A 14,258-nucleotide genomic window follows, 5' to 3' on the forward strand; every position below is an offset into this window, starting at 1 on the left:
TGACGGCAGGCGTCCCGGGGGTGAACGCCGGCTAGGTGGCGTCGCGCGCCGCTTCCAGCCGCTTCTGCCGCCGTCCCAGCGCCACGCCGGTGACCGCCCACGCCGCCGCCACGCCGGCACCGATAAACATCGCCGCTGCGGGATGTTCGGCGAGTACGTCGAGCGCGCGCTTGACCCAACCGCTCAGCGCATCGCCACCGCGGTAGACGACGGTATCGATGAAGTTCTTCGCCTTGTATTTCTGCTCCGCGGGCACGACGGTGTACAGCATCTCCCGGCCGGGCCGCACGAAGGCGTATTCGCCCGCACGCCGCACCACCATCACCACCACGAAGACCGCGAACACCGGCGACAGCGCCAGCCACAGGAACCCGCCGGCCATGATCATCGGCACCGCCACCAGCAGCACGCCCACACCCAGCTTCTGCGCGATGCGGCCGGTGATGAACAACTGGCTGAGGATGGCCAGCGTCTGCACCACCGTGTCGATCAGGCCGAAGACCTGGGTCTGTTCTTCCTTGCTGGTGAAGCGCTCGGCGACCAGCTTGGCCTGTTCGAAATAGAGGAAGGTCGTGACCGTGGCGAGCAGCAGCACGAAGAAGGCGATGCCGAGCAGGTACGGCGAGCGGAATACGGCGGTCGCACCGGCGAAGGGATTGCCGCCCAGCGGCCGTTGCCGTTGCTCGGAGGAACTGGCGCCGGCGGGCAGCGGGTGGCGATCGCGCCAGCGATGCAGCCACGTCGCGGTGGCGGCGCTTGCGCCGATCAACACCGCCGAGAACAGCATCAGGCCGCCGTGCCCCAACGGCTTCACCAGCAACGTGGTGAGCAGCGGGCCGGCCAGGCCACCCAGGCTCGCGCCCGCGGCAATCAGTGCGAACAGGCGCTTGGCTTCGTGGCTCTCCATCACATCCGCCAGCACGCTCCATGCCAGCGAGATCATCAGCAGGTTGATGACCGACACCCAGATGTAGAACGTGCGCGCCAGCCACACATCGTCCGGCGTCGCCAGCATCGCGGCGCCATAGGCCAGCAGGCTGGCCACCACCATGCCGAACACCCACGGCACGATGCGTCGCCGCGCGACCTTCGAGGCGATCCAGCCGTACAGCGGCAGCACGACCAGTGTGGCGGCGAAGGTGCCGGTGAACAGCCACTGCAGGTTGTCGACACCGCCCGCGACGCCCATCGTTTCCCGGATCGGACGCAGCATGAAATAGCCGGCGAACAGCAGGAAGAACATCGCCAGGCCGGCGCCGACCACCGGCGCCTCGTGGTCGTGGACATTGAACAGACGGGCGAGCCAGCCGGCGATGTCCGGCGCGGGAGGTGTCGACATCGGCTCAGGCCAGCGCTGCGATCAGCGCATCGCGCTGCGCGGGCGTCAGGTCCGGACCCGTGCCTGCTTTCAGGTTGTCGGTCTGCCGATCGGGCTTTCCGGTCGCCGGAATCACCGCGGTCACCGCCGGATGGCTGAGCGCGAACTTCAGGAAGGCCTGCGCCCACGACGACACGCCCGTTTCCGTCAGCGCGGGCGGCACAGGCTTGTCCTTCACCTGCGCGAACAGCTTGCCGTCCTCGAACGCGCGGTTGATCAGCACGGCGACGCCCAGATCCTGCGCCAGCGGCAGCACGCGCTTCTCCGCGCCACGACTGACGACGGAATAGTTGATCTGCAGGAAGTCCGGCTTCTCCGCCTGCACGACATCGGCCAGTTCATCCTGCGCGCGTTCGACGTAGTGGGTCACGCCGACGTACTTCACCTTGCCCTGTGCCTTCAGTTCCCGCGCCACCGTCATCTGGGTCTTCAGGTCGCCGAGGTTGTGGACCTGCAGCAGCGCGACCTTGTCCGTCTTCAGACGACGAAGCGTGTCCTCGAACTGCTCGATGCCCGCGTCGCGTCCGCTCACGCCGGACAGTTTGGTGGCCAGCCAGGCCGTGCCGGTCAGCTGCTGCTCGGCCAGCAGCGCACCCATCACGTCTTCGGCGACGCTGTAGGTAGGCGCGGTATCGATCAAGGTCGCCCCGGCCGCGAAGAAGCGCTTCAGCACCTCGCGCAGCGGATCCAGCTCGGCCGCGGTCTGGCCGACCTCGAAGCTGCCCGAGGTGCCCATGCCGATGACAGGCACGCGCTCGCCCGTGGACGGGATGGCGCGGGTGTTCAAGGCACCCAGGACGGCGTCGGTGCTGGACGTTGGCGCGGTAACCGCGGGAGGCGTCGTGCCGGCGGCTCCGGCCTGGGCCGCGTCGCGGCACGCCGCCAATCCAAGGCCGGCGGTGGCCAGCGCAGTGGTCGTCAGGAACTTGCGTCGTGAATACACGGCCGTCTCCTTTGAGGGGAAACGGTGGTTATCCGGGATCGTGTCCGGCGAGATGTAAACGAAGCGTTCAATCTGCGCCCAACTGATGTCACGGTGCCATGAGCCGTGGCACCGCAGCTTTCATCAGTCCAGCAGGCCGGCCGGCAGTTGCATGGTGATGCAGTGCAGGCTGCCGTTCTGCCAGATCAGTGCACGGCAGGGCACCTGCACGATCTCGCGATCCGGATAGGCTTGGGCCAGTACCGCAGCAGCGGCCGCGTCCGCGGCGTCGCCATAGGCCGGCATCAGGACGGCACCGTTGATGATCAGGTAGTTCGCATAGGACGCCGCGAGACGGCGACCGTTGTCGATGACCGGCTGCGCCCACGGAAGCGGGAACGGCCGGTACGGGCGACCATCGGCGGTGCGCAGGGCGGCGATGTCGGCCGCCATTGCCTGCAGTTCCGCGTGGTGCGCGTCGCCGGCGTTGTCGCAGGCCTGGTAGACGATGGCATCGCCGGGTGCGAAGCGGGCGAGGGTGTCGATGTGGGCGTCGGTGTCGTCGCCCTCCAGGTAGCCGTGGTCCAGCCACAGCACCCGGTCCTGCTTCAGCCAGCGCGCCAGCTTCTCCGTCAGTTCGTCGCGGGAGGCATCGGGATGCCGTTCGTGCAGGCATTGCCATGTCGTCAGCAGAGTACCGGCACCATCGGTTTCGATGGCGCCACCTTCCAACGCAAAATCAATGCTTTGGACGAAGTAGTTGTGAAACAACTGCATCCCCGAGAGTTCGCCGACCAGCCTGTCGTCTCGGCTGGCCTCGTACTTGCCGCCCCAGCCGGTGAAGCGGAAGTCGAGCAGCTTGAAGCGGTCGCCATCGCGCAAGGTGATGGGGCCCGAGTCGCGCAGCCAGGTGTCGTCGTACTCGGCCAGGACGAAGCGCGCGCGCGCCATGTCGACCCGCGCGGAGCGCAGTCGCGCTTCGGCATACGTCTGCAGGTCGTCATCGGCGACACAGATCACCACCGGCTGGAAGCGGGTGATCGCAGCGACCAGGGCGACATAGGTCTCCTCGACCTCGGCGAGGCGGTCGGCCCAGTCGGTCTCGGCGTGCGGCCAAGCGATCAGGACCGCGGACTGGGGTTCCCACTCCGCGGGAAAGCGATAGGCATCGGTCATCGGATTACGGGGCGCGTGCAGCGCCGGTCAGCGGATGGGAGGCTTCGGGCCGATTTCCTCGGCAGAGGCCTTGTTCAGGACCACGTCGATAACGCGGTTCTTCTCGAAGTACACGGTAAAGCCCGGATAGACCCAGCGATGGATCACCGGCCACTGGCGCTTCTGGCCGCCGCGCGGCTCCAGCTTCTGCTGGGGCGCGCCGAAGCGAGCCTCGACATCGGCGGTGGTCTGCCCGCGGGCCGGGGCGGCGACGGGTTGTTCCTGGGCGCGTTCGATCAACAGCGTATCGGCGGATGCCGGGCCGGCTAGGCCGAGCAGGGCGATCAACGGAAGTGCGAGGGCACGGCGGCTCATGGTGGAACTCCCCTGGGTGATCCGCCTTTTATAACAAAAGGCAGGCAACAAAAAACCGCCCGAAGGCGGCTTTCCGCGCATTGCCGGCCGGAGCCGGCAGTGCCGTTCTCAGCGCTGGCGCGCCTTGAAGCGGGGGTTGGACTTGCAGATCACGAAGACCTTGCCGCGGCGGCGGACCACCTTGCAGTCGCGGTGACGGGCCTTCGCCGACTTCAGGGAGGACAGGACCTTCATGAGTTGAAACCTCGGCGTAAATGTATGGGGTGAAACGAAGCCCGGCATTCTAACGGCAATTCCATAGCCGGATCAAGCGGTTGCATGGGCCGGTGAGCGGGATGGCCTTGGGTGGCGTCGGCGCAGGGGCGTCGAGCATCCATAATGGAACCTCCGACTCATGGAAGCCCGCATGTCCGACCTCGCTCCCGTCCTGACCATCGATGGCCCTTCCGGCGCGGGCAAGGGGACGGTCAGCCGGATCGCCGCGTCCCGGTTGGGCTGGCACTACCTGGATTCCGGGGCTCTCTACCGGGCGGTGGGCGTGGCGGCCAGCTGGGCGGATCTGGACGTCTCCGATCCCGCTGCGTTGGTCCGTTGCGCCTTCGATACCCGGGTCGGCTTCAGGGAAACCGAAGCGGGATTGCGCGTGATCGTCGACGATCTGGACGCGACCGACGAGCTTCGTCTGGAAACGACCGGCGCGCTGGCATCCGCCATCGCCGCCATCCCGGAGGTCCGCTCGGCCCTGAAGGAACGGCAGCGGGCCTTCCGCCAGGCCCCGGGGCTGGTGGCGGACGGGCGCGACATGGGGACAGTCATCTTTCCGGACGCGCCTTACAAGGTCTTTCTGACCGCCAGCGCCGACGAGCGGGCCGAAAGGCGCTATAAGCAGTTGAAAGACAAAGGGGTTTCCGTCACAATCGACGGTCTGCTACGCGAGATCCTCGCCCGCGATGCCCGTGACGCCCAGCGCACGGTGGCGCCCCTGAGGCCGGCCGACGACGCCTTCCTCATCGACACCACCGGCCTCGGCATCGATGCGGTCGTCGAGCGCGTGCTGGCCCTGGTGCCGGCACGCGTGGGCTGATTCCCGCGCGGCAGAAGGTCCGTGCGGAATTCGCCGCGCGGTTTTTTCCAACCACAACACTCACGGCCATACGCATCCCGCGCAGGCCGACAACGGGTGGACCGTCCGCCTTCCGTGCGCCGGTCTGTTTCATCAACCGAGTATTTTTTCAATGACCGAATCATTTGCCGAACTGTTTGAACAGAGCCAGACCCAACTGGCCAAGCTGAAGCCGGGCGCCATCGTCACCGGCGTCGTCGTGGAAGTCCGCAACGACGTCGTGGTGATCAACGCCGGCCTGAAGTCCGAAGGCATCGTGCCGATCGAACAGTTCCGGAACGACGCCGGCGAAATCGACGTGGGCGTGGGCGACGAAGTGAAGGTGGCCCTCGACTCGATCGAGAACGGCTTCGGCGAAACCGTCCTCTCGCGCGAGAAGGCCAAGCGCGCCATGGTGTGGGACGAGCTGGAAGAAGCGCTGGAGAAGAACGAGACCATCACCGGTCGCATCAGCGGCAAGGTCAAGGGTGGCTTCACCGTCGACATCAAGGACGTCCGCGCATTCCTGCCGGGCTCGCTGGTCGACGTGCGTCCGGTGCGCGACCCGGGTTACCTGGAAGGCAAGGAGCTCGAGTTCAAGCTCATCAAGCTGGATCGCAAGCGCAACAATGTGGTCGTCTCCCGCCGTGCGGTGGTCGAGAGCGAGCATTCGGAAGAGCGCGAGCAGCTGATGGACAAGCTGCAGGAAGGCGTGGTGCTGAAGGGTGTGGTCAAGAACCTCACCGACTACGGCGCGTTCGTCGACCTGGGCGGCATCGACGGCCTGCTGCACATCACCGACATGGCGTGGAAGCGCGTGCGCCATCCGTCCGAAGTCGTGGAAGTCGGCCAGGAGCTGGACGTCCGCGTGCTGAAGTACGACCGTGAGCGCAACCGCGTCTCGCTGGGCCTGAAGCAGCTGGGCGAGGATCCGTGGGACAACATCGCCCGTCGTTACCCGGCCAACAGCCGCGTGTTCGGCAAGGTCTCCAACGTCACCGATTACGGCGCGTTCGTCGAGATCGAGCCGGGCGTCGAAGGCCTGGTGCACGTGTCCGAGATGGATTGGACCAACAAGAACGTCAACCCGTCCAAGGTTGTCCAGGTCGGCGATGAAGTCGAAGTCATGGTGCTGGACGTGGACGAAGAGCGTCGCCGCATCTCGCTGGGCATGAAGCAGGTCGCCGCCAATCCGTGGGAGACCTTCGCGGCCACCCACAAGAAGAACGACAAGGTGTCCGGCCAGATCAAGTCGATCACCGACTTCGGCATCTTCATCGGCCTGGACGGCGGCATCGATGGTCTGATCCACCTGTCCGACATCAGCTGGAACACCACCGGCGAAGACATCGTGCGCAACTTCAAGAAGGGCGACACGCTGGAAGCCGTGGTGCTGGCCGTGGACCCGGAGCGCGAGCGCATCAGCCTGGGCGTGAAGCAGCTGGAGCAGGATCCGTTCGGCCAGTACATGGCCGCGCACCCGAAGGGCTCGAAGGTCGAAGGCACGGTGAAGGAAGTGGACGCCAAGGGCGCTACGGTCGAACTGGCCGACGGCATCGAAGGCTACGTCATGGCGCGCGACATCAGCTACGACCGCGTGGACGACGCCAGCCAGCACCTGAAGGTGGGCGACAAGGTCGAAGCCAAGTTCATCGGCATGGACCGCAAGGGCCGCACCCTGCAGCTGTCGATCAAGGCGAAGGACGAAGCCGAGACCGCCGAAGCGCTGGCCGAGTACAACAAGTCGGCCGCCGAAGCCTCCACCGGTACCACCAGCCTGGGCGCGCTGCTGCGTGCGCAGCTGGACGGTGGCAAGTCCGAGTAAGCGGCTCGCGCCGTTGCAGTATCACCCGCAGTAACGTTCCCCACCGGCCCGGAGATCCCGGGCCGGTGCGGGTACATCCGCCCGAATTCCGCACGCGATGACCAAATCCGAACTCATCGAGATCCTCAGCCGTCGCCAGCCGCACCTCAAGGCCGAGGACGTGGACCTGGCCGTCAAGGCACTGCTGGAAATGATGGGCGGCGCCCTGTCGCAGGGCGATCGCATCGAGATCCGTGGCTTCGGCAGCTTCTCGCTGCACTACCGTCCGCCGCGCATGGGCCGCAACCCTAAGACCGGCGAGTCGGTCGCGTTGCCGGCCAAGCACGTCCCCCATTTCAAGCCAGGCAAGGAGCTGCGCGAGCGCGTCAGCGACGTCACGCCCATCGAAGAGAGCGGCGAGTAGTCCCGCCCCGGCGCGTGTCGTCCAGCGCCGACTCCGTTAAGCTAGGCGCCGTCCTGCAAGGAGTCGCCTGATGAACATGTTCCGCCTGGTCGTCGCACTGCTGTTCCTGGCCTACGGACTCATCATCGGCGTGCTCAACACGCAGCCGATCACGCTGAAACTCCTGTTTACCGAATTCCAGACCTCCTCCGGCGTCGGCATCATCCTGTCCCTGCTGCTGGGCGTGGTGGTCGGCGGCCTGATCGTGGTCGCCACGCTGGTGTGGCCCTTGTACGCGAAGCTGCGCAGGGCGAACCGCTCGGCCGCTGCCGCGGCGGGCGACGCTGGTCCGTCGGCCGCCGACAGCGGTCGCTGAGCCATGGCCTTCCTCACCGAGTGGTTCTGGTTCTTCCTGTTCCTTCCGCTGGCCGCGCTCAGTGGCTGGATCATTGGCCGTCGCGGCGGCCAGCGGCACGGCGACACCCAGGTCAGCCGGCTGTCGAGCACCTATTTCCGCGGACTGAACTACCTGCTCAACGAGCAGCCGGACAAGGCGATCGAGCTGTTCCTGCACATCGCGGAGCTGGACAAGGAAACCTTCGAAACCCAGGTCGCGCTGGGGCACCTGTTCCGTCGACGCGGTGAAGTGGATCGCGCCATCCGGCTCCACCAGGGGCTGGTGCAACGTACCGACCTCAGCGACGCGCAGCGCGTCCAGGCCCTGCTCGCGCTTGGCGAGGATTACATGCGGTCGGGCCTTCTCGACCGGGCGGAAACCGTCTTCACGGACCTGGCGCAGATCGATCAGCGCGCCCCCCAGGCCCTCAAGCATCTGATCGGCATCTACCAGGCGGAGCGCGACTGGGAAAAGGCGATCGACAACGCCCGGCGCTACGAAGAAGTCACGACGGAGCCGATGGGCAAGCTGGTGGCCCAGTTCGAATGCGAACTCGCCGAACGGCAGCGCACGGCGAACAACGTCGAAGCGGCGCGTGCCGCCGTCGCCCGCGCCTACCAGGCGGACGCCGGCAGTGTGCGGGCCGGCATCATCGAGGGACGCATCGAGGCGGACGCCGGCAATGCCGAAGCGGCGATCCGTGCGTTCGAACGCGCCGCCCGGCACGACCCGGATTATCTTCCCGAAGTCCTTCCCAGCCTGCTGACCAGCTACGACCAGGTCGGCGACCTGTCCGGCGCACGTGCCTTCCTGTCGGAAATGTGCGAGCACTACCGGGGCATCGCACCCGTGCTGGCGCTGACCAAACTGGTGGAGCGCCAGGATGGCGTGGCAGCGGCGCGCGCCTACCTCGCGCGCCAGTTGAAGGACAGGCCCTCGGTCAGGGGCGAAGCGTCGCTGATCGATCTCACGCTGGCCGAGGGTGCCGACCCGGCGGCCACCCTGCATGACCTCAAGCACATCACCGACCAGTTGCTGGTGCGCAATCCGAGCTACCGCTGCACGCGCTGTGGTTTCGGTGCACGGACGCATCACTGGCAATGCCCGAGTTGCAAGGAGTGGGGTACGGTCAAGCCGCTGTTGAACTATGCGGTAGTCTGATGCCGCCCCTGGTCGTCTGGCTGGCGCTGATCGCCTCGGTCACTGCCGCGGCCACCTGGGTAGCGCGGCAGTACGCCCTGCGCGGCAACCTGATGGACCAGCCTGGTGACCGGCGCAGTCACCATGTCGCGACGCCACGAGGCGGCGGCATCGCCATCGTGCTGGTCGTCCTCGTGGTCGGGTGCTACCTGATGTCGCGTGACCTGTCCGGTCGTGCGTTGTGGATCGGCTTCCTGCCAGGCCTGCTGATCGTGGCCGGCATCGGGTGGTGGGACGATCATCGGCCACTCTCCCCCTGGCTGCGGCTGGTGGTCCAGGCGGTAGCGGCACTGATGCTGGCCGCCGGGGCTGGGTGGCAGAGCGGCCACTGGCTGCCGGCGCTGTTGGCCTTCGGGGCTGCGATGGTGCTGGTCAACGTGTGGAACTTCATGGACGGCATCAACGGTCTGGCCACCACGCAGGCCGGGCTGGCCGCGGTGGCCTATGCGGGTCTGCTGGCGGGCGAGTGGCGCTGGCTGGCGCTGGCGCTGCTGGCGGGTTGCCTGGGCTTTTTGCCGTTCAATTTCCCGAAGGCCCGGATATTCCTGGGCGATGTGGGCAGCGGCGCATTGGGTTTCATGCTGGCGGGACTTGTTACGGCAGCATCAATTGCCGTCCCACCCGGCAGCGTACCTTTGCTGATGCTGCCCCTGAGCATTTTTCTCGTCGACGCAGGCTTCACATTGCTAAGGCGCATCCTACGTCGAGAGCCGTGGTGGACGCCCCATGTGACGCATCTTTATCAAATTGCGGCCCGGCGACTGGGGCACGGTCCGGTCACCTTGGCGTACGCCGCATCAAGTGGCGTTACACTCTCATTGATGCTTGTCTGGCCACGATCTACCTGGGGCCAGTCGGTCTCGGTAGCTGTAACTGTCTACCTGGTTGTTTCGTTTGTCTGGTTTGCCTCTCGCAGAGGACTGCGAGAGTAGGCGGGGAGAGGGATCTGATGATTTCATGGCGGGATCGATTGAGTAGCGGGTTACCGCGCATTTTGGTCGCGGCGCACGATCTGGCGATGGTGTGGGTCTGCTGGCAGGTTCTGCACCGTTTCCGTTACGCGATGGTCGCGCATGCCCCCGACTTTCCGGTATGGTCGAACGAGATCCTGATCGTGCTGGTCGCGCAGGGCATCGTATTCTGGTGGATGGGGCTGTATCGGGGGCTTTGGCGCTTTGCGAGCCTGCCCGATCTGTGGAACATCGTGAAAGCCTGTGCGCTCGGCTTTCTTGGCATCGTCGTCGGCTTGTTCTTCTATAACCGCTTTGGTTCGACTCCACGTGCCGTCCTTGGATTCTATCCGTTCGCACTGGTGGGATTTCTTGGTCTTCCCAGGCTGATCTATCGCGCATGGAAGGACAGTCAGGTCAAACGTGCCCGTGACACCTCCTCACGGGTGATCGTGCTCGGAGCCGGTCGCGCGGGCGAAGCGCTGGTCCGCGAGCTTCGACGCACCGGTGTATACCATCCGGTCGCCTTTCTCGATGACGCTCCACGGCTCCACGGGTCGAAACTGCTGGGCATCCCGGTACTCGGCGGACTGGAGAATGCCGCCGCCGTCGCGCGCGAGACCGCTGCGCGGATGCTCGTCATCGCCATGCCATCGCTCGACGCGCCCGCCATGCAGCGGGTCGTGGCGATCTGCGAAAGCACGGGGCTGCCGTTCCGCATGGTGCCGCGCCTGGTCAATGTCCTGGAGGGGCAGTCCATGCCGGGCGACCTCAAGGAGGTCGCGATCGATGACCTCCTCGGGCGCAAGTCGGTCACGCCGGACTGGAAGCTGATACGCGGCTGGCTGGGTGGACGTACCGTCATGGTGACGGGCGCCGGCGGTTCGATCGGTTCGGAGTTGTGCCGCCAGTGCGCGCGTCACGGTGCGCAGCGGATCGCCCTGGTGGAGATCGACGAGTTGGCGCTCATCACCATCCAGGGTGATCTGCGGCGCGCGTTCCCTGATCTCGAGGTGCTTCCCGTGCTGGGCAATTGCGGTGACCCCGCCGTGATCGCGCATGCGATGCGTATCGCCGAGCCGGATGCCGTATTCCATGCCGCCGCGTACAAGCAGGTGCCCCTGCTCGAGGGACACCTGCGGGAGGCGGTTGGAAACAACGTCCTGGCGACGGAAACCGTGGCGAGAGCCTGCCGGGAGTCGGGAGTCGGCACGTTCGTGCTGATTTCCACCGACAAGGCGGTGGATCCGGTGAACGTGCTCGGCGCCACCAAACGGCTGGCCGAGATGGCGTGCCAGGCGCTCGACGACGGTCGTTCCAGCACGCGGTACGTGACCGTCAGATTCGGCAACGTGCTGGACTCTGCTGGCAGCGTGGTGCCGCTGTTCCGCGAGCAGATCCGCAAGGGCGGGCCGGTGACGGTCACCGACCCGGACGTCACGCGCTATTTCATGACCATCCCGGAGGCCTGCCAGTTGATTCTGCAGGCGGCCTCGGGCGCGGCACATGCGTCGATCTACACGCTGGACATGGGTGACCCGGTGCCGATCCGGCTGCTGGCCGAGCAGATGATCCGCCTGGCGGGCAAGCAGCCCGGGCGGGACATCGCCATCGTCTACACGGGACTTCGCCCGGGCGAGAAGCTGCACGAGACGCTGTTCCATGCCGACGAACGCTACCAGCCCACCTCGCACTCCAAGATCATGAAGGCGCTTGCGCGCGACGTATCGCCGGAGTTCCTGGAACTCGCCCTGCAACGGCTGCGCGCCGCGTACACCCGGTACGACACCGCGGAACTCGGCGAGGTGCTGAGGGTGGCGGTTCCGGAGTTCGCGCCCCTGGTGAACGATCAGGATGAAGCGTCGGCTAATATCGTGGTCTTTCCCGGCCGCGACGCGCGCAGGATCCGATGACCCGAACCAGAATCCGCAAGGCCGTGTTCCCCGTCGCAGGGCTCGGCACCCGCTTCCTGCCCGCCACCAAGACCGTTCCGAAGGAGATGCTGCCGATCATCGATCGGCCGTTGATCCAGTACGCGGTCGACGAGGCCGTCGATGCGGGTTGCGACACGCTCATCTTCGTGACCAACCGCTACAAGCATGCGGTGGCGGACTACTTCGACAAGGCCTACGAGCTTGAACAGAAGCTCGAACGTTCCGGCAAGACCGAGCAACTGGAACTGGTCCGCAACGTGCTGCCTCCGCACGTGCGCGCGGTGTTCGTCACCCAGGCCGAAGCGCTGGGCCTGGGGCATGCGGTGCTGTGCGCCAAGCCGATCGTCGGCGACGAGCCGTTCGCCGTCCTGCTGCCCGACGATCTGATCTGGAATCGCGGTCCCGGCGCGCTGAAGCAGATGGCCGATGCGGCAGAAGCCGGCGGCAGCAGTGTCATCGCGGTGCAGGACGTGCCGCGGGAGCAGACGGGCAGTTACGGCATCGTCGCGACGGAGGCGTTCAATGGCCGCGAGGGCCGCATCAGCGCCATCGTCGAGAAGCCGAAGCCCGACGTCTCGCCGAGCACGCTGGCGGTCGTGGGGCGTTATGTCCTCGACGCGCGCATCTTCTCGCTGCTGGAGAGCACCACACCGGGTGCGGGGGGAGAAATCCAGCTCACCGATGCGATCGCGGCGCTCCTCGCGGAGAAGCCCGTCCACGCCTATCGGTTCCAGGGCACGCGCTTCGACTGCGGTACGCATATCGGCCTGATCGAGGCCACGATCCGCTACGCGCTCGACCACGAGAAGCTCAGCGATGCTGCGCGCGGCATGATGCAGAGTGCGCTGAACGAGTTGGGCGTGCAGGACCTGGGCTGACCGGATTGCCGCGAGGGGCGGCGTAGGGGTGCCACGCACGTGTCCGTGGCGGGAGATGGCTCCGTGCAGATGGCAACGCGCAACTACTATTCGGAGACCGCGGGCCGTGCTCCGGCGCTGCAAGCGCTGAAGTCACGCGTCGAGGCCGAGGTCTGCGTTGTGGGCGGCGGTTTCGCCGGTCTGAATACGGCACTGGGTCTCGCCGAACGCAATGTGCGCGATGTCGTGCTGGTGGAAGCGGACACGCCGGCATTCGGCGCTTCGGGGCGCAACGGCGGCTTCGTGTTCGGTGGTTTTTCGCGCGGCGAAGTTTCGCTGTTGCGTGACCTCGGTCCATCGCGGGCGAGCGATCTCTACACCGGAACGACGCAGGCGGTAGAACTGATCCGTCGCCGTATCACCCAGCATGGAATCGCCTGCGATGACACCCAGGCGGGGATCCTCTGGGCGAACTGGTTCAACGACCGGGAGGTGCTCAGGCAGCGGCAGGCGCTGCTCTCGACGGCCTTCGGGCAGGACTGGCGATGGATGGATCGCGACGAGGTCCGCCGCCAGTTGCGCACGACCCGCTACCACGATGCGCTGTACGAGCCGCAGGCGTTCCACTTCCATCCGTTGAAGTACGCGAATGGACTGGTGCGCGTCGCCCGGGAGCGGGGCGTTTCGCTGTTCGCGCATTCGCCCGCCGTTTCACTTGAACGCGCCGGCGGTGGTTGGCGTGTCGCGACGCCGTCCGGGAGCGTCGATGCGAAGCAGGTGGTCCTCGCCTGCGGCGGATATCTTGCCGGCCTGCATCGGCGTGTCGACGCCGGCGTGCTGCCGATCGCGACCTACGTGATGGTCACCGAGCCACTGGGCGTGCGACTGGATGACGCGATGCGCACCCGCGCTGCGGTCTACGACACCCGCTTCGCTTTCGACTACTACCGGCCGTTGCCCGATTCCCGGCTGCTGTGGGGGGGGCGCATCTCCATCCTGGATCGTTCGCCTCAGGCGGTCAGGCGCTTGTTGTATCGCGACATGCTGAAGGTCTTTCCGCAACTGGAAGGAGTGGGTATCGACTACGCCTGGTCGGGCCTCATGAGTTACGCCCGTCACGAGATGCCGCAGATCGGGCAGGTCGAGCCCGGTCTCTGGGTGGCACAGGCCTTCGGCGGGCATGGCGTGGCGCCGACGACGCTGGCCGGCGAAGTCATTGCCTCTGCCATTGCGGAGGGCGACAAACGTTGGCGAGAGTTCGGCGCCTATGGCCTGGTATCGGCGATGAAGCCGGCGGGATTCCTGGGGGCGCAGCTCAGCTACTGGTGGGCCGAAGCGAAGGATGCGTGGAAGGCGCGAGTGGAGCAGGGGGCGCAAACTTGAGCGGGACGGCAGACACGATAGGGTGGGACGACTTCATGCGAGTGGCGTTGTGCGCGGGCACCGTGCAGAAGGTCGAGCCGTTTCCGGAAGCGCGCAGGCCGGCGTGGAAGGTGTGGGTCGACTTCGGACCGCATGGGGTGAAGAAGACCAGTGCACAGATCCGGTCGTTGTATGCACCCGAGGATCTGGTCGGACGCCAGATCGTGGGTGTCATCAATTTCGCGCCCAAGCAGGTCGGTCCTTTCATGTCCGAGTTTTTGCTGACCGGATTCCACACCGACGAGGGCGTGGTGATCACTACGGTCGAACGCCGGGTTCCTGACGGTACGCGCATGGCGTGACGGCCGTCACCGCGCTCAAGGAAATGGCGCCTTCCGGCGCCATCTCTTTCTCATGCG

15 protein-coding genes are annotated in these 14,258 nt (G+C 66.1%); 10 read left to right on the forward strand and 5 right to left on the reverse strand.

The annotated features are described in order from the left end of the window. Nucleotides 1-31: 31 nt before the first annotated feature. The 5 genes from CSC78_RS11035 to ykgO all read right to left on the reverse strand — a co-directional run bounded on the left by CSC78_RS11035 (nucleotide 32) and on the right by ykgO (nucleotide 4,064). Nucleotides 32-1,339 carry an NTP/NDP exchange transporter gene (locus CSC78_RS11035; protein WP_162337932.1) on the reverse strand — a complete coding sequence of 436 codons (1,308 nt, stop codon included), beginning with the start codon at nucleotides 1,337-1,339 and terminating at the stop codon, nucleotides 32-34. Between the two features lie 4 nt (nucleotides 1,340-1,343). Then, nucleotides 1,344-2,321 (reverse strand): aldo/keto reductase, encoded by a 978-nt coding sequence (locus tag CSC78_RS11040; protein ID WP_162337933.1) that lies wholly within the window; start codon nucleotides 2,319-2,321, stop codon nucleotides 1,344-1,346. A gap of 123 nt (nucleotides 2,322-2,444) precedes the next feature. Next, a complete protein-coding gene (locus tag CSC78_RS11045; RefSeq protein WP_162337934.1) occupies nucleotides 2,445-3,476 on the reverse strand; it encodes an agmatine deiminase family protein in 1,032 nt (343 codons plus the stop codon). A 27-nt stretch (nucleotides 3,477-3,503) separates the two neighbouring features. After that, nucleotides 3,504-3,830 carry a hypothetical protein gene (locus tag CSC78_RS11050; RefSeq protein WP_162337935.1) on the reverse strand — a complete coding sequence of 109 codons (327 nt, stop codon included), beginning with the start codon at nucleotides 3,828-3,830 and terminating at the stop codon, nucleotides 3,504-3,506. 108 nt (nucleotides 3,831-3,938) lie between these two features. Beyond that, nucleotides 3,939-4,064, reverse strand: a complete 126-nt coding sequence (gene ykgO / locus CSC78_RS11055) for a type B 50S ribosomal protein L36 (protein WP_010342887.1) — start codon at nucleotides 4,062-4,064, stop codon at nucleotides 3,939-3,941. Nucleotides 4,065-4,236: 172 nt separating this feature from the next. Here ykgO and cmk point away from each other — a divergent pair, with 172 nt between their 5' ends. From cmk to CSC78_RS11105, 10 genes are all read left to right on the forward strand, one after another. Further along, nucleotides 4,237-4,914: a (d)CMP kinase gene (gene cmk, locus CSC78_RS11060; RefSeq protein WP_162337936.1), complete on the forward strand. Its 678-nt coding sequence runs from the start codon at nucleotides 4,237-4,239 to the stop codon at nucleotides 4,912-4,914. Between the two features lie 151 nt (nucleotides 4,915-5,065). Continuing rightward, nucleotides 5,066-6,757 (forward strand): 30S ribosomal protein S1, encoded by a 1,692-nt coding sequence (gene rpsA, locus CSC78_RS11065; RefSeq protein ID WP_162337937.1) that lies wholly within the window; start codon nucleotides 5,066-5,068, stop codon nucleotides 6,755-6,757. A 97-nt stretch (nucleotides 6,758-6,854) separates the two neighbouring features. Then, on the forward strand, nucleotides 6,855-7,160 hold the full coding sequence (locus tag CSC78_RS11070; RefSeq protein WP_055944733.1) for an integration host factor subunit beta: 306 nt from the start codon (nucleotides 6,855-6,857) through the stop codon (nucleotides 7,158-7,160). Between the two features lie 70 nt (nucleotides 7,161-7,230). Beyond that, nucleotides 7,231-7,515 (forward strand): lipopolysaccharide assembly protein LapA domain-containing protein, encoded by a 285-nt coding sequence (locus CSC78_RS11075; RefSeq protein WP_162337938.1) that lies wholly within the window; start codon nucleotides 7,231-7,233, stop codon nucleotides 7,513-7,515. Between the two features lie 3 nt (nucleotides 7,516-7,518). Then, entirely contained in the window at nucleotides 7,519-8,697 is a 1,179-nt protein-coding gene (gene lapB, locus CSC78_RS11080; protein ID WP_162337939.1) for a lipopolysaccharide assembly protein LapB, read from the forward strand. Then, nucleotides 8,697-9,668, forward strand: coding sequence for an MraY family glycosyltransferase (locus tag CSC78_RS11085; protein ID WP_162337940.1), 972 nt, complete (start codon nucleotides 8,697-8,699; stop codon nucleotides 9,666-9,668). Before lapB ends, CSC78_RS11085 begins: the two co-directional genes overlap by 1 nt. 17 nt (nucleotides 9,669-9,685) lie before the next feature. Then, a complete protein-coding gene (locus CSC78_RS11090; protein ID WP_162337941.1) occupies nucleotides 9,686-11,599 on the forward strand; it encodes a nucleoside-diphosphate sugar epimerase/dehydratase in 1,914 nt (637 codons plus the stop codon). Further along, nucleotides 11,596-12,498 carry a UTP--glucose-1-phosphate uridylyltransferase GalU gene (gene galU / locus CSC78_RS11095; RefSeq protein WP_162337942.1) on the forward strand — a complete coding sequence of 301 codons (903 nt, stop codon included), beginning with the start codon at nucleotides 11,596-11,598 and terminating at the stop codon, nucleotides 12,496-12,498. The genes CSC78_RS11090 and galU overlap by 4 nt, the downstream gene beginning before the upstream one ends. A gap of 69 nt (nucleotides 12,499-12,567) precedes the next feature. Beyond that, on the forward strand, nucleotides 12,568-13,860 hold the full coding sequence (locus tag CSC78_RS11100) for an NAD(P)/FAD-dependent oxidoreductase (RefSeq protein WP_162337971.1): 1,293 nt from the start codon (nucleotides 12,568-12,570) through the stop codon (nucleotides 13,858-13,860). Beyond that, entirely contained in the window at nucleotides 13,824-14,201 is a 378-nt protein-coding gene (locus CSC78_RS11105; protein WP_455566965.1) for a tRNA-binding protein, read from the forward strand. The genes CSC78_RS11100 and CSC78_RS11105 overlap by 37 nt, the downstream gene beginning before the upstream one ends. Nucleotides 14,202-14,258: the final 57 nt, after the last annotated feature.

It is taken from the genome of Pseudoxanthomonas japonensis (assembly GCF_010093445.1).
GTDB classification, from domain to species: Bacteria; Pseudomonadota; Gammaproteobacteria; order Xanthomonadales; family Xanthomonadaceae; genus Pseudoxanthomonas_A; species Pseudoxanthomonas_A japonensis.

What these genes read in the sequence shown, in the direction of transcription:
- CSC78_RS11035 (WP_162337932.1), bottom strand. Translation starts at nt 1,339, where the DNA reads ATGTCGACACCTCCCGCGCCGGACATCGCCGGCTGGCTCGCCCGTCTG.
- CSC78_RS11045 (WP_162337934.1), bottom strand. Translation starts at nt 3,476, where the DNA reads ATGACCGATGCCTATCGCTTTCCCGCGGAGTGGGAACCCCAGTCCGCG.
- CSC78_RS11050 (WP_162337935.1), bottom strand. Translation starts at nt 3,830, where the DNA reads ATGAGCCGCCGTGCCCTCGCACTTCCGTTGATCGCCCTGCTCGGCCTA.
- ykgO (WP_010342887.1), bottom strand. Translation starts at nt 4,064, where the DNA reads ATGAAGGTCCTGTCCTCCCTGAAGTCGGCGAAGGCCCGTCACCGCGAC.
- cmk (WP_162337936.1), top strand. Translation starts at nt 4,237, where the DNA reads ATGTCCGACCTCGCTCCCGTCCTGACCATCGATGGCCCTTCCGGCGCG.
- rpsA (WP_162337937.1), top strand. Translation starts at nt 5,066, where the DNA reads ATGACCGAATCATTTGCCGAACTGTTTGAACAGAGCCAGACCCAACTG.
- CSC78_RS11070 (WP_055944733.1), top strand. Translation starts at nt 6,855, where the DNA reads ATGACCAAATCCGAACTCATCGAGATCCTCAGCCGTCGCCAGCCGCAC.
- CSC78_RS11075 (WP_162337938.1), top strand. Translation starts at nt 7,231, where the DNA reads ATGAACATGTTCCGCCTGGTCGTCGCACTGCTGTTCCTGGCCTACGGA.
- lapB (WP_162337939.1), top strand. Translation starts at nt 7,519, where the DNA reads ATGGCCTTCCTCACCGAGTGGTTCTGGTTCTTCCTGTTCCTTCCGCTG.
- CSC78_RS11085 (WP_162337940.1), top strand. Translation starts at nt 8,697, where the DNA reads ATGCCGCCCCTGGTCGTCTGGCTGGCGCTGATCGCCTCGGTCACTGCC.
- CSC78_RS11090 (WP_162337941.1), top strand. Translation starts at nt 9,686, where the DNA reads ATGATTTCATGGCGGGATCGATTGAGTAGCGGGTTACCGCGCATTTTG.
- galU (WP_162337942.1), top strand. Translation starts at nt 11,596, where the DNA reads ATGACCCGAACCAGAATCCGCAAGGCCGTGTTCCCCGTCGCAGGGCTC.
- CSC78_RS11100 (WP_162337971.1), top strand. Translation starts at nt 12,568, where the DNA reads ATGGCAACGCGCAACTACTATTCGGAGACCGCGGGCCGTGCTCCGGCG.